The sequence below is a fragment of the Sphingomonas sp. R647 genome, from assembly GCF_020177055.1.
Taxonomy (GTDB): domain Bacteria; phylum Pseudomonadota; class Alphaproteobacteria; order Sphingomonadales; family Sphingomonadaceae; genus Sphingomonas.
The window spans coordinates 143,072-162,472 of the sequence record NZ_JAIQXT010000002.1 but is presented as its reverse complement, the minus strand read 5'-3'; the positions used below and the strand labels follow the sequence as shown (position 1 = coordinate 162,472).

Here is a 19,401-nt window from a genome sequence, read left to right as displayed (position 1 = left end):
ACTCCCTCCCTCGATGCGCGCCCTCTTTTCCGCTTGGTCAGGACGCTGCGATGAAATTGGTCATGCCACAAGCTGATTGGCGTTGGAAGAGTAATTTGTACGTGATGCATCCATCAACGCTCTGAGGGGGTTTACCGAGACGAGGAAATGCGACCTCCATATCTCCATGTTTGACAGAGGTCTGGCCAATTGGCGCGCATCACGATAGCAGTATCCACACCGCCCCAAGGCGATCAGAACCGAGAGTAAAGATGGCGAACGAAAGCGACAGCGGCAGAGATCGGCTTTACCAGGCAATTGCGCGGCGATTGCTGGAGGTGTTCGCAAGCGGCCGATATCAGCCGGGCGACCGCCTGCCGACCGAACGCGAACTGGCGATCGAGTATAATGTCAGCCGACCGACCATCCGCGAAGCGATCATCGCGCTGGAGGTTCAGGGCATCGTCGAGGTTCGGGTCGGCTCGGGCGCCTATCTGCGCGGATTGCCCAGCGCTGCAGGTCAGGCGGAGTTCAACGTCACCGCGTTCGAGCTGACCGAAGCGCGGCTGTTGATCGAGGGGGAAGCGGCGGCACTCGCGGCGTCGCACATCACCGATGAGGAGCTCGACACGCTGGGAAAGCTGATCGACGAGATCGCGCGCGAGAATGAGCGCAATGCCGGAACTGAGGATGCCGACTACCAATTCCACCTGACGATTGCGCGCGCGACGCGGAATGCGGCGATGGTGAACCTGATCGACACGCTGTGGTCGCTGCGCGCCAAGTCACCGGAAAGCGCGCTGCTTTATGCGAAGGCGCGGTCGGCCAACGTCAAGCCTGTGGTCGACGAGCATCAGGTAATCCTCGACGCGCTGCGCACCCGCAATCCGGTGACCGCACGGGCGGCGATGCGCGCGCACCTGTCCGCGGTGCTCGACAGCCTGTTGTTCGCGACCGAGGAGCGCGCGATCGAGGAAGCGCGTAAGCTGTCAGCATCGAAGCGCGCGCGTTACGCCCAGGCGCTTGGCTGAGTTTGTTTCAGCAAAGCTGGAACGTGCAGCACCAGCCCGCTCCCGCCTCAGCGATAGGTTAGGCCGAAACCATAGGGGTAGAGCGTCCCCTTCGCAGTCTCGCCATAGCCGGGCGCGTCGGAATGCTGGCGATCAACCGCAGTCAGTGACGCGGGCAGCGCGAACGGCAACCGCCCCGCGGGTGCCCGCCGCCCGGTCAGCACATCGATCTGCGCCGCATCGCTCGCGCCGAAGCTCGCCAGGATCGCCCCGGTGCCGCGCAGCCCGCTCTCCGCATCCAGCACATAGGGCTGGCGGAAATAGATGTTGAGGATCACCCGGCGCGGGTCGCCGATCTCACGGATCACGCCCTGAATATCGGCGAGCGAGGGGTAGACCGACCAGCTCTGGGCCTGCGCCATCGCCGAGAAGGACAGCATGCCCGCCTCCCACGGAAAGCTGCCTCCGAAGATCAGATTGTCGTCGACACATTCCCGCTTCGGATCCGCGTCTGGCGCGGCGCAGGGATCCTGTTCGCTCCAGCTTTGCTGACGCTTGCCGGTGGCGCGGTCGAGGATCTTCACCGACGGGTCGATCGTACGGCGGCCGGTCTGGGCATCCTTGCTCGAATACCGGCGCGCGGGGTTGTTGTTGACGCGGACGTTGATGACCGCGAACTGCGTCCCCTCCGGCACGCGCGGGCGCGCCTCACCCTTCGCCGCATCGTAATTGCCGTCGGTCGCGACAAAGCCGCGTTTGGTGAAGTCCGCGCCGGCAAAGCCCATCGTATAGATCCGGCTGTTCGCCGCGAGCGGCAGCACCGGTGCGCCCTCGATCGCCTGATTCTGGAGCAGCACCAGCGAGCGGCGCTGCATCTCCAGCCCCAATTCGCGGTTCGCCGCCGTGCCGATCGCACCTGCCGCAGCATCGGCATCGACATAGGGGCTTTCGAACAGACCCAACGCGAATTGCTCGGTCAGCAGCCGCTCCACCGCCGGGTTCAGGTCACGCGCCTCGTCCAGCGCACCGGCGCAGACCAGATCGATAATCGTGTCCTTATTGCGAAACTCTGACAGCACATCGGTGCCAGCGCGGATCGCCAGCGCGGTGCGGTCGGCGACGGTGTAGTTACGCCCGGTCGCGGGGTTGATCCGGCTGTCCTCCAGCCCCCAGCCGCGTTCCTCGATGATCCCGCTGTCGGAGTTCACATAGCCCTTGAAGCCCAGCTCATCGCGCAGGATGCCGGTGACGATCTGGCGCGAAAAGGCCATGCCGATGCTCTCGACGTCGCGGCGCTTGTGCCGGGCGTCCACCGGCACGCCATAATAGGGCATGATCGACCCCACCCCGGCGGCAATCGCGCGCTCGAACGGGCGGAGGTGATAGTCGAAGCCATAGCGACCGCTCGGGTCGGTGTAGAACTGGTCCTTGCCGAAGCTGTAATGCGCATCGAGCCCGAGCTGTTGCGGCCCGCCGCCCGGGAAGTGCTTGAGCGTCATGCTGACATGGGTCGCGGGAGACAGGGCGAGACCGTTCGCCTGCTTGCGGCCCTGAAGCCCCTCGACCAGCGATGACGCGATCTCGCCGACCAGATCGGCATCCTCGCTGAACGTTTCGTGGAAGCGCGACCAGCGCGGTTCGGTGCCGAGATCGGCCATGTATCCGTACATGCCGCGCAGCCCGATCGCGCGCCATTCCTGGCCCATCACGCGGGTGAAATCGCGGATGACGCCCATGTCGCCGCGCAGCCCGGCAGGCGGCGCACCGACATCGGCGCGCGGTGGCGCAGCAACGCCGAGCGCAGCGGCGGCGAGGCCCGCCTCCTTGGGGAATTCGGTAAAGGCCCCCGCCCCCTGCCCGATGCCAAAGGTCGGGCTGACCTCGACATGGTTGCGGGCATTATCCTTGAACAATGCCGGGATGCCGAGCCGCGTCCCCTCACGCAATTCCTGCACCGCATTGGTGAAGCGCGCCATCTGCTCGGGCGTCTGGCGATAGCCGCCGCGCAGGCGGAAACCGGTCAGCTTGACCGAACAATCGGCCGGCTGGGTCGAGACGGTCGCGCGCAGGATGAAGCGGCTCATCTCCTCCTTCTCGATCAGCGCGCGCCCGTCCGCCGTGACCGACCCGTCGCAATCGGGATTGTGCGTCGCGATCAGCATCATCCCGGCTTTTTCAGCCAGCGTCATCCGCGCAACCAGATCGCGCGCGCGCAACTCGGGCGCGATCCGCCAGTCCTCATAGCGATCGAGCGTGCCCGATGCGTTGAGGTCCTTGAACCGCAGCCCGGCGACCGTGAGGATCGGCTTACCCCGCGCCGCGACCACCGGCTGCGCTGGCGCCTGTTCGGCGTCGCGCGTCGCTGCGCACCCGCCCAACGCAGCGCCGGCCGCCAGGATTGAGGTAGCGAGGCGGAGCGTTCGGGTCGTGGGCATGGTCAGCGTCCTGTCATCATGGGGTCGGTGTCGAACGGTCCCTCACCAGTTCCACATGCTGCCATCTTCGAGCCGCGCGACCGGGAGATAGGCCGGCTTGTAGGGATATTTCGCCGCCAGCTCCTCATTGATGTCGACGCCGTGACCCGGGGTTTCGCCACAGAACAGGTAGCCCTTGTCGAAGTGATAATCGTGCGGGAACACCGCATCGGTCTCTTCGGTGTGGCGCATATATTCCTGGATTCCGAAGTTCGGCACCCAGGTGTCGAAGTGCAGCGCGGTGCCCATCGTCACCGGCGACAGGTCGGTCGCGCCGTGGCAGCCGGTCCGCACCTGATAGAGCGACGCGAGGTCGGCGATGCGGCGCAGATGCGTAACGCCGCCCGCGCCCACGATGGTGGTGCGGATATAGTCGATCAGCTGGTTCTGGATCAGATCCTTGGCGTCCCAGATCGTGTTGAAGATCTCGCCCACTGCCAGCGGTGTCACCGTGTGCTGACGGACGAGCTTGAACACTTCCTGATTCTCTGCCGGGGTCACATCCTCCAGCCAGAACAGCTGATAGGGTTCGAGCATCTTGCCGAGATTGGCGGCTTCCTGCGGGGTGTAGCGGTGATGGCCGTCGTGCAGCAGATGATGGTCGAAGCCATAGGTCGCACGCACCTTGTCGAACATCTTGGGGATGTAGTTCAGCGCCTTGCGCGTATCCCAGCCGGTCACTGAAGGGAGCGCCGCATCGGCGGGCTCGTAATACATCGTGCCGCGACCGACGCCGTACGCGTCCTTGATGCCCGGCACGCCGGTCTGGGCGCGGATCGCCTTGTAGCCCATGTCGATATACTGGCCGACCGCATCGACGGTTTCTTCGATGTCAGACCCGTTGGCATGACCATAGACCATCACCCCGTCCCGGCTGCGTCCGCCGAGCAGCTGGTAGAGCGGCATGTTCGCCATCTTCGCCTTGATGTCCCACAGCGCGACATCGACCGCGGCGATCGCGCGCATCGTCACCGGGCCACGCCGCCAATAGGCGCCGCGATACAGATACTGCCAGATATCCTCGATCCGCCGCGGGTCCATGCCGATCAGGCACGGCGCGACATGATCCTGAAGATAGGAGACGACCGACAGTTCACGCCCGTTCAGCGTGGCGTCGCCGATGCCGTACACGCCCTGATCGGTCTCGATCTTCAGCGTCACGAAATTGCGTCCGGGGCAGGTCACGATGACCCGAGCGGCGGTGATCTTCATTTCAGGCTTAACTCCCCTCCGGTGCCCCATTCGGCATCGTCTTACAATCGATAGTAGATTGGTCAGACATTGTATGGCAAGGGGCGATTTCACGAACATGGAGAGGGAAATGAACCCGCTGAATTTGCATCCCGACCGCCTGTTTCCGGCGGATGCGACCACCCGGGACATCGCCCGCACGCTCTATGCGCAGGTCGCGAACCTCCCCATCATCAGCCCGCACGGTCATACCGACCCGCAATGGTTTGCGGACGACCAGCCCTTTACCAACGCCGCCGAACTGCTGCTGATCCCCGACCATTATGTCCTGCGCATGCTCTTCAGCCAGGGGGTGCCGATGGAGCAGATGGGCGTGACGCCGCGCGGCGAACAACCGCAGGTAACCCCGCGCGAAGCATGGCGCACCTTTGCCGCGCAGTATCACCTGTTCCGGGGCACGCCGTCGCGGCTGTGGCTCGACTGGGTGTTTGCCGAAGTGTTCGGGATGCAGCAGCGGCTCGATCCCACCAGCGCCGACGCCTATTTCGACGCGATCGGCGAACAGCTGGCGCAGGACCAGTTCCGCCCGCGCGCGCTGTTCGACCGGTTCGGGATCGAGGTGATCGCGACCACCGAATCGCCGCTCGACCCGCTCGACCACCATCGCAAGATCGCCGCGAGCGGCTGGTCGGGCCGGGTCATCACCGCCTATCGCCCCGATCCGGTGATCGACCCGGAGTTCGAAGGGTTTCGCGCCAATCTGCGCCGCCTGTCCGACCTGACCGGTGAGGATTGCTTCGCCTATGACGGCTATCTCGCCGCGCACCGCAATCGCCGCGCCTATTTCGCGGCGATGGGCGCGACCTCGACCGATCACGGCCACCCGACCGCAGCCACCGCAGACCTGAGCGATGCCGAAGCGCGCGCGCTTTTCGACCGAGTGACCGGCGATTCTTTGAGCGCCGCCGACGCCGAGCTGTTCCGCGCACACATGCTGACGGTGATGGCGGGGATGAGCATCGAGGACGGGCTGGTCATGCAGATCCACCCGGGATCGTTCCGCAACCACAATCCGGCGCTGTTCGGGCGATTCGGTCGCGACAAGGGCGCGGACATCCCGGTGCAGACCGAATATGTCCGCGCGCTGCGCCCCCTGCTGTCGAAATATGGCAACGACCCGCGCCTGTCGGTGATCGTCTTCACGCTCGACGAAACCAGTTACAGCCGCGAACTCGCGCCGCTCGCCGGCCATTATCCGGCGCTGAAGCTCGGCCCGGCCTGGTGGTTCCATGACAGCCCGGAAGGGATGCGCCGCTTCCGTGAGCAGGTGACCGAGACCGCCGGGTTCTACAACACAGTCGGGTTCAACGACGACACCCGCGCCTTTCTGTCGATCCCGGCCCGCCACGATGTCGCGCGCCGCGTCGATTGCGCGTTCCTCGCCCGGCTGGTCGCCGAACATCGCATGGAGGATTGGGAGGCTGCCGAGTTGGCGCAGGACCTGTCCTACAGTCTCGCCAAGGCGGCGTACAAGCTGTGAGGCTGTCCCAAGCGACGGCAGCGACGCTTCCCGATAGCGTGCGCCGGGTCGATTATGACCGCGACAGCGCGGCGCATCAGATCGTCCATCTCGGCATCGGCGCGTTCACCCGTGCACATCAGGCGGTGTTGACCGAGGATGCGATTGCCGCGTCGGGCGACGTCTGGCGCATCATCGGCGTGTCGATGCGCAGCGCGACGGTGCGTGACCAGCTTGCGCCGCAGGACCATCTGTTCACCGTGACCAGCAAGGGCGAGGGCGCGCCGGTCACCCGGCTCGTCCGCTGTGTCGGGGACGCGATCGTCGCGCCCGAACATCCCGAGCGGGTGGTCGCGGCACTGGCCGATCCGCGCACCCGGGTGGTGACGCTGACCGTCACCGAAAAGGGCTATCACCTCGTTCCCGCCGACGCCGATCTCCCGGCGCTGATTAGCGAGCATACGGCGCGCGCGACCCCGCAGACGATCTACGGATATTTTGCGCAGGGACTGGAGCAACGGCGCGCGAACGGGCTGTCGGGCCTGACGATCCTGAGCTGCGACAATCTCGCCGAAAACGGCATGCGGCTGCGGGAGATGCTGCTGCGCGTGCTGGCGGCGCGCGACCCCGTGCTGGCCGAGTGGTGCGCCGTTCACTGCACCTTCCCCAATTCGATGGTCGACCGCATCGTGCCTGCAAGCCAGCCCGCCGACCTCGATGCGCTGGAGGCACAACTCGGGCTGCGCGACGAAGCGGCGGTGTTCACTGAGCCATTCCGGCAATGGGTGATCGAGGACAGCTTCGCCGGCCCCCGCCCCGCCTGGGACGCCGCCGGAGCGCAGATCGTCGCGGATGTCCGCCCCTATGAAACCGCGAAGCTGCGGATGCTCAACGGCGCACATTCGGCGCTGGCCTATCTCGGCCTCGCCAAGGGGCTCGAACTGGTCAGCGAGGCAGTCGCGGATCCGGAGATCGGTGCGCTGGTCGGTCGGCTGATGCGCGACGAGGCTGCCGACAGTTTCACCCCCGCGTCCGAACAGGATCTGGCGGCCTATGCCGATTCGCTGATCGCGCGCTTTGCCAACCCGGCCCTGCCGCACCGGCTGGCGCAGATCGCGATGGACGGGTCGCAAAAGATCCCGCAGCGCTGGCTGGCGACGCTCGCCGACCGGCAGGCGCAGGACAAGGCGTCGCCGGCGATCCTGCAGGCGCTGGCCGCCTGGATCGTTCATGTCCGCGGCGACACGCCGCATGTCAGCGATCCGCGCGCCGAGCAGCTTACGGCGCTGTGGCGGACGGCGGGGGCCGAGGGGATCGTCGCCGCGCTGTTCGATGCCGGCGGGCCGATGGCCTCGCCCTGGTCTCCGACGGCCGAGGATCGCGCGGCGCTGGACCGCCACATCGCGGCACTGGGCTGAAACCAGCCCTTAGCAACAATTTACGGGGAGAGCGGGCGTGAACGAGCGGAGGCGCATGCCGATCATGGGGCTGCGGTGGTGGATCATCACGCTGGTGACGGTCGGCACGATCCTGAACTATCTGGCGCGCTCGTCGCTGTCGGTCGCCGCGCCGACGCTGATGCAGGTGTTCGATATGAACACCCAGCAATATAGCTGGGTCGTCTTCTCGTTTCAGGCCGCCTACACCGTCATGCAGACGTTCAGCGGCGCGATCCTCGACTGGCTCGGCACGCGGGTCGGCTTTGCCATCTTCGTCGTGGGCTGGGGCGTCGCCAATATGTGCCACGCCTTTTCAACCGGCTGGTTCAGCCTCGCCTTCTGGCGCGGTCTGCTCGGCAGTTTCGAGGCGGCGGCGATCCCCGGCGGGCTCAAGGTCGTATCCGAATGGTTCCCCCCGCGTGAGCGCACCGTGGCGACCGGCGTGTTCAACATGGGGTCGTCGATCGGCAACATGATCGCCCCGGCGCTCGTCGCCTTCTGCATCCTCTATTTCGGATGGCAGTCGGCGTTCCTGATCACCGGCGGCCTCAGCCTGATCTTCGCGTTCGTGTGGTACTTCGTCTACCGCAGCCCGGAACAGAGCAAGCGGCTGAGCCAGGCCGAACTCGCGCATATCCAGATGGCGGGCGACGATGCCGGCGTGGTCGCGCGCCCCGCGCATTGGCGCGACGTGGTGCGGACGCGCGGCTTCTGGTCGATCGCGATCCCGCGCTTCTTCGCCGAACCGGCGTGGCAGACGTTCAACTTCTTCATCCCGCTCTATCTCGTCACGGTCTGGGACTTCAATCTCAAGGATCTGGCGCTGTGGGCGTGGTTGCCCTTCCTTGCGGCAGACGCGGGGTCGATGATCGGCGGCCTGACCGCCCCGGCGCTAATCCGCTGGTTCGGGGTCGATCTGCTCACCTCGCGCAAGCTGACGGTGACGATGGGCGCGGTGCTGATGGTCGGGCCGGCCTGTATCGGGCTGGCGACGTCCCCAGCGGTCGCCATCGCGCTGTTCTGCGTCGGCGGGTTTGCGCACCAGATGCTGTCGGGCGCGCTGCTCACCTTGTCGGCCGACCTGTTCGACAAAAAGGCGGTCGGCACCGCCACCGGCATGGCGGGGTCGATCGGGTGGATCGGCGGCGCGATCTTCACGCTGATTGTCGGCGGCCTGGCTGAAGTGATCGGCTATAGCCCGTTGTTCGTCATGCTCGCCGCGTTCGACCTGATCGGCGTCGTCGTGCTGTGGGGACTGTTGCGGTCCGAAAAGCCGAAAATGACGATCACGTAACAGCGGGCGAGGTGCCCCGTAACTGCGGACCTCCCTCGCCGGCCCAGTGCGACAGCGCATCGATCATCACCAGATCGGCCTTCAGGCGAAGGCCGATCTGGCTGTACGCCTCACTGTCAGCGATGCTGTGGACGCAGAAGAAAATCGCCGCGGGGTTACCACGTTTGACTCGATTTGCAGATCGCGCTCCACGTCGTGAATCATCCCTACGGCAGCGTTGCGCGCCCAACCAGGAGGCCGTCCGCCTGCCCGCGATGCACCCGGCTGGCGGGGTCGCAAACCGAAGCTGAGACGGACGGCTGTGACGGTACGGCAATTGCCTGGTCAGATCAGCCGTTTGAGCTTCTCCAGCGCGACCTTCTGGTCCTCCTTGTGGTCGATCGTCGCGACGAAGCGGCCTTCTCCGTCCATCAGGAACACCGATGCGGTGTGGTCGATCGTATAGTCACCGCCCGCCACCGGCACCTTGGCGTAATAGACGCGATACGCCTTGGCGATCTGTGCGATCTGCGCGTCGGTGCCGGTCAGGCCGATGATCGGCGTGCCGAACAGATCGAGATAGCCGCCGATGTCCTTGGCCTTGTCATGTTCGGGATCGACCGAGACGAAGACGATGTCGAACTTGTCGCCATCCGCGCCCATCTGCTTGCGCAGCGCCGCCATGCGGCTAAGCGTCGTCGGGCAGACATCGGGGCAGCGGGTAAAGCCGAAGAAGATCACATAGGGACGGCCGCGCAGGGTTTGGTCGGTGACGGTGCGCCCGGTCTGGTCGACCATTTCGAACTTACCACCAAACGCGCTGGCATAGCTTTGCGCGGGCGAGAGCGCGGGTTCGCGCTCTCGCAGCAGATACAGCGCACCGCTGGTGATCGCCGCAATGGCGACACCGACCCACAGCACGATCCGAAGCCGCGCCAGTCCCGACCTAGTGGTGTTTGTGGACATCGCCCGCCCCCGTGCCATGGCTGATCGCTTCGACCTTGAGCTGGACCGTCACCGCGCCGCCGCGCTGGAACCGCAAGGTCAGCGGCACGGTGGTGCCCAGCTTCAGTGGCGCTTTCAGCCCGATCAGCATGATGTGATAGCCGCCGGGCTTCAGCTGGAGCCGGCCCCGCGCCGGCACCGCCAGCCCGTCGGGCAGCGGACGCATCCGCATGATGCCCCCGTCCATCGACATGGTGTGGATCTCGACCTTGGCCGCCGCTGGGGAGCTGCCGCCGACCAGCCGGTCGGCCTGGCCCCCGGCATTGGTGATGGTCATGAAGCCACCGCCATTCGTCTGACCCGGCGCGGTCTGGCGCGTCCACGCCGTCGCGATGCTGAGGTCGCCGCGCTTGACGCTTTGCGCAACGACCGGGGTTGCCGCGGCCAGCGCCAGGGCGCCGGCCACGAGGGTGCGGGAAATGCTCATGCGTGCCCCCTGCATGTCAGCGTGCCGTCGCGGCGGCGTAGCGGTCGGACACGGTCTTCCAGTTCACGACCTGCCACCAGCCGTCGAGATAGTCGGCGCGGCGGTTCTGATATTTGAGGTAATAGGCGTGCTCCCACACATCATTGCCGAGGATCGGGGTCCCCTTCACCTCTGCCACGTCCATCAGCGGATTGTCCTGATTAGGGGTGGACGTGATGGCGAGATTGCCGTCCTGACCGACAATCAGCCAGGCCCAACCCGAACCGAACCGGCCGGTCCCCGCCGCCTTGAACGCCGCCTTGAACTTGTCCATCGATCCGAAGCGCGCATCGATCGCGCGGGCGAGTTCGGGCGACGGCGCGCCGCTCTGGGCGACGGGTGCCATCGTCTGCCAGAAGAAGCTGTGGTTCCAATGCCCCCCGGCGTTGTTGCGGACGACCGGCGCCAACGTACCGGCCTTGGCCACCAGCTGCTCGAGGGTCTGTCCGGCGAGTGCCGGGGTCTCGTTCACCGCCTTGTTCAGCGTGTCGACATAGGCCTGATGATGCTTGCCGTGATGGATCGTCATCGTCTGGGCATCGATCGCGGGATCGAGTGCGTCGGCGGCATAGGGCAGCGGCGGCAGCGTGAACGCCGCGCGTTGTGCAGTTGCTGGCGCGGCTTGCTGCGCCAGTGCTGCGCCGGGCAGGGTGAATGCCATGATGGCGGCGAGGCCGGTCAAACGGATGGACATGGAACTTCTCCTCATTGCACTCAGGAACGCGGTGACCGGGCAGCGCGGCCCGATCGGATGAAGCGGATGATCCGCTCCACGGCGAGGATCGCGATGAGCGATGCGCCGAATAGCGGAAGTAGGAAGCCGAGCAGGACGATCGCAACCACCATTGTGCGCGGCATCCGCATATCGCTGGCGGGTGGCGCGCCCAGCGTGCCGGCGGGCCGTCGCCTGAGCCACATCAGGACGCCGAGCACGCTGATCGCAATCAGCGCCAGCGTCGTGGCGACACCGATCAGCTGATTGGCGAGGCCGAACAACTGTCCTTCATGCCAGGCGATGCCGGTATTCACGACGCGATCGATGACATGGCGATCGGCAAAGCCGCTGCGCCCGGTTTCGGTGCCGGTGACCGGGTCATAGGTCACCTGCCGCGCCAGCGGGCGGTTCTGGGTTTCGGTCTTGACCGTCCAGACATTGCCGGTTGGCGGCCCGAACCGCTGCGGCGCGTGCGGCGGGATCACCAGCACCGGGAACGCCATTCCCTGTGCGTCCGCCCGCGTGACGAAGGTCGATAGCGGCAGGGTCGTTGGGCGCGGGGCCGCGGCGGCGCGCAGCATCGCTTCATGGTCGTGGTCGTGCGCAGCATGATCGGCGCCTGCCCCCACTTTCCAGTTCTGGCCGCCCTGCACCCAGCCCATCTGCGCGCGGACCGCCTTGAACGCGCTGCCCCATACACCGGCCCAGGGCAGGCCGCTGGCCAGCATCACCAGCACCAACCCCGCGATCCAGAAGCCGGTGACGCGGTGGATATCCTTGAGCAGCGGCCGGCCGCGCAGCGAAAGCCGCGGCCAGAAGGTGCCCGCCGCGCGGAACGGGCGCGGCCACCACAGATACAGGCCGGTCAGGATCATCACGATCGTCCAGCTTGCCGCGAGCTCGACCAACCAGTCGCCCCATTTGCCCAGCAACAGGCTGCCATGGATCATCGCGACGATGTCAGAAATGCGAGTCCCGGCATCGATGCTGCCCAGCACCGCGCCCTGCGGCGACACGAACACCTCGGTCACGCGACCATCGGGAAGGCCGAGCTGAACCATCGCCGCATCGCCCGGCTCACGCGGCAGGCGGTAATGGTTGAAGCGCGCATCGGGATAGGCGGCGAGCGCAGCCGCGAGCTGGCGGTCGGGCGACACCGCGCCCTGCACGCCCTGCGCCAGATAGGCCCGCTCCTCCCACCGATCGATCTGCGGCTTGAACAGGTAGATCGCGCCGGTGACCGACAGGATTAGGATGAAGGGCAGCACGAACAGGCCGGCGTAGAAATGCCAGCGCCACAAGGTGCGGTACAGCGCGCCGCGGGCCGCCTTTACGGGGCTTACCATGCCAAGCGCGCTCCATCACGGTCAGCGCTCGGCGCGATTAGCGCGGGTGTCGCATGGGCGGGTGCATGCAAGGCAGCCTCGCCCACCTGGCCAACAATGCAGATCAGGGTCAGCAGCCAGGCCAACCGGCGCACGCGTCGCAGCCTGAGAGTTCGGGCACTCCCTGCCCGGTTGAACATCGACATGTTGAATTCCATTCGCCGTGCGCCGGTCGCGGATGCGATGGCGCGGGAGCGCGAGGCGTCAGGCGCCCCGCACGGTCAGGCGGCAGACTGATGTCGGCCGCGCGGCTGTCAGGCGCGCGCGGGTGGCCCTTGGGACGGCGGTGGTGGGGCCGCGAGGCGATGGACGGTGCGGTGGGCGGGAGCGCGCGATGCTACGCCCGCATAGGCCGGTGCGATCGCCAGCATGGGATCGCCCGTGGCTGGCGCGAGCAGCCCGCCACCAAGGCCGGCGGCAAAGGTGCACGGACTTTCGGCGTTGCTGTGGCGGTCCTGATCGCCGGGCTTCTCGATCGGCAGAAACGCCTTGGCCTCGCCCATCCCGGTGCACACCGAAATGACGATGCCGTTCGGCGCGTGGGTCGGCATGAAGCCGGTCGGGATCGCCACGCGGATCGCCAGGACGAGCGCGAACAGCACCACAAGGATGCTGCGTGCGCCGCGCGCGTTCCGGATCCAGCCCGCCATGCCGACGCCTGTAGCGGCGCGGGATTTGCGTGTCATGCGGTTTGACGCGCGAACGCCTCCGGCAATGCGCTCATCGCCCGCTTTTCGGTTGCCGCGCCGGTGTGATCGCGTGCATCGGTAAATGCCCATTGCCGCTGAGGAAAACCGCGTGACGCTGCCCGACCTGATCATCCCCACCTATGTCCAGATGCTGGCCGCGCTGTCCGATTGGCTGCGCAAGGCCGAGGCGCAGGACGGCGTCACCGACGCGCTGATGTCTGCACGGCTGGCGCCCGACATGTTCCCGCTCGCGACCCAGATCCGGTTTGCCTGCGTGCAGGCGCAGGAGGGGGTGTATCGGCTGCGCGGCGAGGCGTTTCCCGCATCCATCGCCGAATTGCTGGATGAGGGCCGCACCGCTGGAGATCGCCCCGGCACGATCGCCGATGCCTGCGCCCGCATCGCCCAGACGCTGGCGCTGCTCGATCAGGTTCGCGGCGACATGCCCGCGATCGATCCGGCTGCGCCGATCGCGCACACCCTGCCCCAGGGCATGGTGTTCGATCTGACGGCGGAGCAGTTCGTGCGCGACTGGGCGCTGCCGCAATTCTATTTCCACCTGATGACCGCTTACGCGATCCTGCGCGCGCAGGGAGTGGAACTGGGCAAGGTCGATTATGTCGCGCACATGTTCGCCTATCTGCGCCCCGGCACCGCGCCCGGCGCATAAACGCTAGCGCAACCATGATATAAAGAATCCTTTATATAAGGCTTGCCGGAACCCCGATGCGGGCGTAGAGGCCCGCTCGAGACACGGGGGCGACCCCGTGTTTCATGATCGCGCCGGTGCCCCGAAAGGGGCTTAAACGGGAATGCGGTGCGGGCGGCCTTTGCCGTCCAAATCCGCAGCTGTCCCTGCAACTGTAAGCGGTGAGCGCGATGCACCGGCTCCTTTCGGGGGAGCAGCCACTGGACATTCGTCTGGGAAGGCCGTGCATCAAGCCCTGACCCGCGAGCCAGGAGACCTGCCGGCGCATGGTCGCTCTTGCCTTGGTCCAGGGAATGGCCGCGGCACGGTCCTCCGTCTGAGCGACGAACCAAGCGGCGGGGGCCGCGTCGGTGTCGTGCGTCAGGCGTTCATGCGCCCGGCTGGCGCGTGCATACCGGCCGTTCGGACTGGACGGCAGGCCCCTGCCCTCGTTGCACGGCGCCGGGGGTAGAGTTTCCCATGTTGAAGTTGTTGTCCGTTTCCACGCTCGCCATCGCTGCGGCATCGCCCGCCTTTGCGCGCGAGACCGTCATTGCCGAAGACGCCAGCGAGATGGTGGTCGTCACCGCATCGCGTTCGGGCGAAGGCGTTCCGATCTACGAGGTCGGCGCGTCCGTCACCGTGATCGACGCCGAGGCGCTGGAGCAGCGCCAGACCCGCACATTGTCCGACGTCTTGCGCGACGTGCCGGGCGTTGCGGTCAGCCGCCAGATCGGCGGGCTGACGCAGATCCGTATTCGCGGGACCGAGGGCAATCACGTTCTGGCGCTGATCGACGGGATCGAAGTATCCGACGCGTTTCAGGGCGAGTTCGATTTCAGCGGGCTGCTCGCCGACAGCGCGGCGCGGGTCGAGGTGCTGCGCGGGCAGCAATCCTCGCTCTATGGCTCCGACGCGATCGGTGGCGTGATCCACTATCTGACGCTGTCGGGCCGTGAGGCGCCGGGGTTCAGCGCGCGGATCGAGGGCGGTTCGTTCGGCACGGTCAGCGCGGCAGCACGCGCGGCGGGCGTATCGGGTGACTTCGACTATGCGCTGTCGGCGACCGGCTATCTGACCGATGGCACCCCCACCGCACGTGGCGGCACCCGCAGCGTCGGATCGGAAAGCGGCGCATTGAGCGGCAAGTTCAACTGGACGCCGACCGACAGCCTGACGCTGACCGGCGTGCTGCGGTATAGCGTCAGCGATTCCGATGCGAACGCCAGCGACGGCAACCCCGCCAGCCCGACCTTCGGCTACACCGTCGACACGCCCGGGATGCACCAGCGCAATCACGGCCTGTACGGCCTGCTGAGCGCCGCATTCACCGCGCTCGACGGGCGCTGGACGACGACACTGTCGGGCCAGTTCGCCGACAGCGAGCGCACGATGTACCGCAACGAAGACGATGTCGATTTCGGCAGCGAGGCGCAGCGCTACAAGGGCTCGCTGGTGTCGAGCCTGCGCTTTGGTAGCGACGCGGTTACCCATCGCGTGACCGGCGCGGTCGATGTGGAACGGGAAGAGTTCCGCAACACGACGCCGGGCAGCGGATCGCCGTTCGACGCCTTTACCGGCAAGCGCAACACCGACAATCTCGGCCTGGTCGCGCAGTATGAGCTGACCGCTGGCGGCTTTGCGGCGGGTGCATCGGTGCGGCACGACGACAATAACCGCTTTGACGACGCCACCACCTGGCGCGTGCAGGGCAGCTATCGCCTGCCCACCGGCACGCGCGTGCGCGGCGCCTATGGCACCGGCGTCAAGAACCCCGGCTATTACGAGCTCTACGGCTTTTCGGACGGGCGCTACATCGGCAACCCGAACTTGAAGCCGGAAAAGTCGGAAGGCTGGGAAGCCGGGATCGAGCAGAGCTTTGCCGACGATAGCGTGACCCTCGGCGCGACCTACTTCGATTCCACGCTGAAGGGCGAGATCTACACCACCTACCCCGCCCCGACCTATGTCGCGACGCCGGCCAACCGCACGACCCTGTCCAAGCAGCATGGCGTTGAGCTGTTCGCGAGTGCGCGGCCGATCCCGCAGCTGCGGCTCGACGCGAGCTACACGCATCTCAATGCCAAGGAGAATGGCATCGAGGAAGTGCGCCGTCCGGGCGACATTGCGAGCTTCAACGCGACCTATATCTCCAGCGACGAGCGGCTTTCGACCACGCTGACCGTGCGGCATAACGGGCGGATGACCGACGTGGCCTTCACCGACCCCAGCTACAACCCGGTGCGGGTGTCGATGAAGCCGTACACACTGGTGAACCTCAACGTCGCGTTCGATGTGGTGGAGAAGGTGCAGCTGTTCGGCCGGGTCGAGAATCTGTTCGACGTCGATTACGAAGAGGTGTTCAGCTTTGCGACGCCTGGCATCGGCGCGTTCGCCGGCGTGCGCGTAAAGCTGTGATGCGACGCGCCGGCATCCTGCTGGCGATCGCGGTATTGGCGCTGCCGGTTTCGGCCGGCAGCGCTCCGCCGCCGCGTGCGCAAGACGCTGTGCCGATGCGGGTGATGTCGATCAACCAGTGCACCGACCAGCTGGTGCTGATGCTGCTCCCGCCCGAGCGGATCGCGTCGGTCACCTGGCTGTCGCGCGATCCGTTGCTGTCACTGATGGCATCGCGGGCGCGCGACGTGGCGGTCAATCGCGGCGAGATCGAGGATGTGGTGCGGCAACAGCCGGACCTGATCGTCGCCGACAGCTTTGGCTCTGCGGCAACCCGCGCGGCGCTGCGCCGCTTCGGCTTTCCGATGATCGAGGTGGCGCAGCCGCAGAGCTTCGACGAGATCCGTGCGACCGTCCGCACGCTCGCCGCGCAGTTTGGCACCGTCGAACGCGGCGAGGCGCTGATCGCCGGGATGGATGCGCGGCTCGCCGATCTGGCGCGCCGCCCGGCCCTCAATTTGCGCGTCGCGTCGTGGAGCGGCGATGGGCTCTCGCGCGGCGAGGGCGCGCTGTATGACGCGGTGCTCGACGCGGCGGGGGCGCGCAATGCGGTGAAGGAAGGCGTGGCAGGCACCGATGTCGAGGCGCTGCTGGCGCTGAACCCCGATATTCTGGTCGCGCCCGTTGGCGGCGTGGTCGGGCATAGCCTGCGCGATCGCGTTGCACGGCATCCGCTGGTGCGCAAGCGCTGGGCCGGACGGCAGGTCAGCGTCAGCCCGCGCGCCTATATCTGCGGCACGCCGCTGATCGCCGGGGCGGCGGCGGAGTTGCGCGATCAGCTTGAGGCGGCGCGATGAGCGGGCGGTTGCTGATCCCGGTGCTGGTAGTGCTGACCCTCGTGCTGGGCCTGATCTCGCTCGGCATCGGCACGTTGGGGCTCGATTATGCCGGATGGCTGGGCCGGGAAGCGACCGGGACCGCGCGGCTGACCGGCGTGGTGATCACCGAAATCCGCCTGCCACGGATGCTGCTCGGCGTGCTGACCGGCGCGATCCTTGGGCTGTCGGGCGCGGTGCTGCAGGGGTTGCTGCGCAATCCGCTGGCCGAGCCGGGGCTGCTCGGCATTTCGGGCGGCGCGTCGCTCGGCGCGGTGATCGCGATCTATTACGGGCTGGCAGCGGTGGCTCCGCTTGCTGCACCACTGGCGGGGCTGGCCGGAGCGATGGCGGCGGGGTTTGCGGCGCTGCTGCTTGCCCGCGGCGGGGGGACGTTGGCGCTGATCCTCGCTGGCGCGGCGATTTCGAGCCTTGCGGGCGCTGGCATCAGCCTCGCGCTCAACCTCGCGCCCAATCCCTATGCGGCCTATGAGATCATGACCTGGCTGATGGGTTCGCTCGCCAATCGCGGTTGGGAGGAGATCATGCTGGCCGCGCCGCTGATCCTGCTCGGTGGTGGCGCACTGCTTGCCACGGCGCGATCGCTCGACGCACTGGCGCTGGGCGAGTTGCAGGCCGAAAGCCTTGGCGTCGATGTGCGGCGGACGCGGCTGCTGGCGCTTGCGGGCACCGGGCTGGGTGTTGGCGCAGCGACCGCCGTGGTCGGCACAATCGGCTTTATCGGGCTGGTCGCGCCGCATCTGGTGCGGCCCTTCGTCGGGCATCGCCCCGCCGCGACGCTGGTCCCGGCAGCATTGGCGGGGGCGGCGTTGCTGACTGCCGCCGATATCGCGACGCGGCTGATCCGGCTCGACAGCCCGATCCATTTGGGCGTGTTCACCGCGCTGGTCGGGGCGCCCTTCTTCCTGTGGCTGGTGCTGCGGATGCGGAGTCGGACGCCATGACCGTACTCACCCTCGAAGCGATCACGCTGCGGCGCGGCGGTCGGCTGGTGCTGGATGGCGTCGACGCGCGGTTTGCGGCGGGGCGCTTGACTGCGGTAATCGGCCCCAATGGCGCGGGCAAGTCCAGCCTGCTTGAGGTCGCGGCGGGGCTGCTGACGCCGGAGCGCGGCAGCGTCCGGCTGGGTGACACCACCCTGCCCGCGCTGCGGCGGCAGGAGCTGGCGCGGCGGCGCGCCTATCTGCCCCAGCGGGTTGGGGTGGACTGGCCGATCAGCGTTGAGCGGGTGGTTGCGCTCGGCCTGCTGCCCCAGCTTCCGGCATTTGGCGGGCTGCCCGCTGCGTTGCTGCCCGCGATCGAGCGTGCGCTGGAGGACTGCGACCTGCTGGCGTTGCGTGATCGCCCGGCGACCGATCTGTCGGGCGGCGAGCTGGCCCGCGTGCTGCTCGCCCGCGCGATCGTGGGCGATCCCGAGCTGCTGATCGTCGATGAGCCCACCGCCGATCTCGACCCACGCCACGCGATCGACGCCGCCCGCCGGCTACGCGCGCGCGCCGATGCGGGGCGGACGGTGGTGATGGCGATCCACGACATCGACCTCGCCTTCCGCTTTGCCGATGACGTGGTGGCGGTTCGTGAGGGGAAGATCATCGCCGCCGGGCGGACGGACGAGGTGATGCGCGATCAGACGCTGTCGGCGCTGTACGATGTGCAGGTGCGGATCGTCCGCGACGAATATGGGCCGACGATCCGCTTCCTGGATTAACCCCGCAGCGTCTGGACGAGCACCCAGATGCCGATCGCGAGGAACAGCAGCGCCGCGACGATCCGCACGGTCTTCATCGGCACGCGCTTGACCAGTTCGTTGCCGAGATAGACCGCAGGCACATTCGCCAGCATCATCCCAAGCGTGGTGCCCGCCGTGACCCAGCCGACCTCGGCAAAGCGCGCGCCAAGCGCGACGGTCGCGATCTGAGTCTTGTCGCCCATTTCGACGAGGAAGAAGGCGACGGTGGTGGTCAGGAACGGCCCGAAGCGCGCGGGTTTGTCCTCAAGATCGTCGATCTTGTCGGGGACCAGGGTCCATGCCGCCATCGCGATGAAGGATGCGGCGATCAGGTAGCGGAACCAGACCCCCTCCAGCAGCGCCGCCGCCTGTTGCCCGACCAGCGCCGCGAGGAAATGGTTGGCGAGGGTGGCGACGAGGATGCCCGCCACGATCGGCAAGGGCCGCTTGAACCGCGTTGCCAGCAGGATCGCGAGCAATTGCGTCTTGTCACCGATTTCGGCGAGCGCGACGACGGCGGTGGAGGTGAGAAAGGCTTCCAAGATC

General features: G+C 66.8%; 17 protein-coding genes and 1 riboswitch. Of the genes, 9 read left to right on the top strand and 8 right to left on the bottom strand.

Annotated features, from left to right (window positions below; translation table 11 throughout):
* Nucleotides 1-251: 251 nt before the first annotated feature.
* Complete coding sequence (locus K9B35_RS04720) at nt 252-1,010, top strand: FadR/GntR family transcriptional regulator (RefSeq protein ID WP_224920660.1); 759 nt, start codon at nt 252-254, stop codon at nt 1,008-1,010.
* A gap of 47 nt (nt 1,011-1,057) precedes the next feature.
* Here the strand turns inward: K9B35_RS04720 and K9B35_RS04715 are convergent, their stop codons facing one another.
* Nucleotides 1,058-3,424: a glycoside hydrolase family 3 protein gene (locus K9B35_RS04715; protein WP_224920659.1), complete on the bottom strand. Its 2,367-nt coding sequence runs from the start codon at nt 3,422-3,424 to the stop codon at nt 1,058-1,060.
* 42 nt (nt 3,425-3,466) lie between these two features.
* Nucleotides 3,467-4,675 carry a D-mannonate dehydratase ManD gene (gene manD, locus K9B35_RS04710; protein ID WP_224920658.1) on the bottom strand — a complete coding sequence of 403 codons (1,209 nt, stop codon included), beginning with the start codon at nt 4,673-4,675 and terminating at the stop codon, nt 3,467-3,469.
* A gap of 109 nt (nt 4,676-4,784) precedes the next feature.
* Here manD and uxaC point away from each other — a divergent pair, with 109 nt between their 5' ends.
* From uxaC to K9B35_RS04695, 3 genes are read left to right on the top strand one after another with little or no spacing between them, the layout of a single operon-like run.
* Nucleotides 4,785-6,194, top strand: a complete 1,410-nt coding sequence (uxaC, locus tag K9B35_RS04705) for a glucuronate isomerase (protein WP_224920657.1) — start codon at nt 4,785-4,787, stop codon at nt 6,192-6,194.
* A complete protein-coding gene (locus K9B35_RS04700) occupies nt 6,191-7,591 on the top strand; it encodes a mannitol dehydrogenase family protein (RefSeq protein ID WP_224920656.1) in 1,401 nt (466 codons plus the stop codon). Before uxaC ends, K9B35_RS04700 begins: the two co-directional genes overlap by 4 nt.
* A 37-nt stretch (nt 7,592-7,628) precedes the next feature.
* Entirely contained in the window at nt 7,629-8,906 is a 1,278-nt protein-coding gene (locus K9B35_RS04695) for an MFS transporter (RefSeq protein WP_318245952.1), read from the top strand.
* A 324-nt stretch (nt 8,907-9,230) separates the two neighbouring features.
* On the opposite strand, the gene K9B35_RS04690 is transcribed toward K9B35_RS04695, so the two are convergent.
* From K9B35_RS04690 to K9B35_RS04670, 5 genes are all read right to left on the bottom strand, one after another.
* Nucleotides 9,231-9,851 (bottom strand): SCO family protein, encoded by a 621-nt coding sequence (locus tag K9B35_RS04690; RefSeq protein WP_224920655.1) that lies wholly within the window; start codon nt 9,849-9,851, stop codon nt 9,231-9,233.
* Entirely contained in the window at nt 9,832-10,317 is a 486-nt protein-coding gene (locus tag K9B35_RS04685) for a copper chaperone PCu(A)C (RefSeq protein WP_224920654.1), read from the bottom strand. Before K9B35_RS04685 ends, K9B35_RS04690 begins: the two co-directional genes overlap by 20 nt.
* A 16-nt stretch (nt 10,318-10,333) precedes the next feature.
* A complete protein-coding gene (locus K9B35_RS04680; RefSeq protein ID WP_224920653.1) occupies nt 10,334-11,050 on the bottom strand; it encodes a superoxide dismutase in 717 nt (238 codons plus the stop codon).
* A 20-nt stretch (nt 11,051-11,070) separates the two neighbouring features.
* On the bottom strand, nt 11,071-12,417 hold the full coding sequence (locus K9B35_RS04675) for a PepSY-associated TM helix domain-containing protein (protein WP_224920652.1): 1,347 nt from the start codon (nt 12,415-12,417) through the stop codon (nt 11,071-11,073).
* A gap of 293 nt (nt 12,418-12,710) precedes the next feature.
* Complete coding sequence (locus K9B35_RS04670) at nt 12,711-13,142, bottom strand: hypothetical protein (RefSeq protein WP_224920651.1); 432 nt, start codon at nt 13,140-13,142, stop codon at nt 12,711-12,713.
* Nucleotides 13,143-13,254: 112 nt separating this feature from the next.
* Here K9B35_RS04670 and K9B35_RS04665 point away from each other — a divergent pair, with 112 nt between their 5' ends.
* The 5 genes from K9B35_RS04665 (at nt 13,255) to K9B35_RS04645 (ending at nt 18,834) form a co-directional block, all read left to right on the top strand.
* Entirely contained in the window at nt 13,255-13,815 is a 561-nt protein-coding gene (locus K9B35_RS04665; RefSeq protein WP_224921100.1) for a DUF1993 family protein, read from the top strand.
* A gap of 97 nt (nt 13,816-13,912) precedes the next feature.
* A riboswitch (cobalamin riboswitch) is annotated at nt 13,913-14,133 on the top strand.
* A 180-nt stretch (nt 14,134-14,313) separates the two neighbouring features.
* On the top strand, nt 14,314-16,251 hold the full coding sequence (locus K9B35_RS04660) for a TonB-dependent receptor plug domain-containing protein (RefSeq protein WP_224920650.1): 1,938 nt from the start codon (nt 14,314-14,316) through the stop codon (nt 16,249-16,251).
* Nucleotides 16,251-17,087, top strand: a complete 837-nt coding sequence (locus K9B35_RS04655) for an ABC transporter substrate-binding protein (protein ID WP_224921099.1) — start codon at nt 16,251-16,253, stop codon at nt 17,085-17,087. Before K9B35_RS04660 ends, K9B35_RS04655 begins: the two co-directional genes overlap by 1 nt.
* Nucleotides 17,084-18,070 carry a FecCD family ABC transporter permease gene (locus tag K9B35_RS04650; protein ID WP_224920649.1) on the top strand — a complete coding sequence of 329 codons (987 nt, stop codon included), beginning with the start codon at nt 17,084-17,086 and terminating at the stop codon, nt 18,068-18,070. The genes K9B35_RS04655 and K9B35_RS04650 overlap by 4 nt, the downstream gene beginning before the upstream one ends.
* Nucleotides 18,067-18,834, top strand: a complete 768-nt coding sequence (locus K9B35_RS04645; RefSeq protein WP_224920648.1) for an ABC transporter ATP-binding protein — start codon at nt 18,067-18,069, stop codon at nt 18,832-18,834. The genes K9B35_RS04650 and K9B35_RS04645 overlap by 4 nt, the downstream gene beginning before the upstream one ends.
* Here the strand turns inward: K9B35_RS04645 and K9B35_RS04640 are convergent.
* A complete protein-coding gene (locus tag K9B35_RS04640) occupies nt 18,831-19,397 on the bottom strand; it encodes a TMEM165/GDT1 family protein (RefSeq protein WP_224921098.1) in 567 nt (188 codons plus the stop codon). The two genes, K9B35_RS04645 and K9B35_RS04640, sit on opposite strands and share 4 nt — an antisense overlap.
* Nucleotides 19,398-19,401 lie beyond the last annotated feature (4 nt).

What these genes read in the sequence shown, in the direction of transcription:
- K9B35_RS04645 (WP_224920648.1), top strand. Translation starts at nt 18,067, where the DNA reads ATGACCGTACTCACCCTCGAAGCGATCACGCTGCGGCGCGGCGGTCGG.
- K9B35_RS04690 (WP_224920655.1), bottom strand. Translation starts at nt 9,851, where the DNA reads ATGTCCACAAACACCACTAGGTCGGGACTGGCGCGGCTTCGGATCGTG.
- manD (WP_224920658.1), bottom strand. Translation starts at nt 4,675, where the DNA reads ATGAAGATCACCGCCGCTCGGGTCATCGTGACCTGCCCCGGACGCAAT.
- K9B35_RS04650 (WP_224920649.1), top strand. Translation starts at nt 17,084, where the DNA reads ATGAGCGGGCGGTTGCTGATCCCGGTGCTGGTAGTGCTGACCCTCGTG.
- K9B35_RS04670 (WP_224920651.1), bottom strand. Translation starts at nt 13,142, where the DNA reads ATGACACGCAAATCCCGCGCCGCTACAGGCGTCGGCATGGCGGGCTGG.
- K9B35_RS04715 (WP_224920659.1), bottom strand. Translation starts at nt 3,424, where the DNA reads ATGCCCACGACCCGAACGCTCCGCCTCGCTACCTCAATCCTGGCGGCC.
- K9B35_RS04655 (WP_224921099.1), top strand. Translation starts at nt 16,251, where the DNA reads ATGCGACGCGCCGGCATCCTGCTGGCGATCGCGGTATTGGCGCTGCCG.
- K9B35_RS04660 (WP_224920650.1), top strand. Translation starts at nt 14,314, where the DNA reads ATGTTGAAGTTGTTGTCCGTTTCCACGCTCGCCATCGCTGCGGCATCG.
- K9B35_RS04680 (WP_224920653.1), bottom strand. Translation starts at nt 11,050, where the DNA reads ATGTCCATCCGTTTGACCGGCCTCGCCGCCATCATGGCATTCACCCTG.
- K9B35_RS04720 (WP_224920660.1), top strand. Translation starts at nt 252, where the DNA reads ATGGCGAACGAAAGCGACAGCGGCAGAGATCGGCTTTACCAGGCAATT.
- uxaC (WP_224920657.1), top strand. Translation starts at nt 4,785, where the DNA reads ATGAACCCGCTGAATTTGCATCCCGACCGCCTGTTTCCGGCGGATGCG.
- K9B35_RS04685 (WP_224920654.1), bottom strand. Translation starts at nt 10,317, where the DNA reads ATGAGCATTTCCCGCACCCTCGTGGCCGGCGCCCTGGCGCTGGCCGCG.
- K9B35_RS04675 (WP_224920652.1), bottom strand. Translation starts at nt 12,417, where the DNA reads ATGGTAAGCCCCGTAAAGGCGGCCCGCGGCGCGCTGTACCGCACCTTG.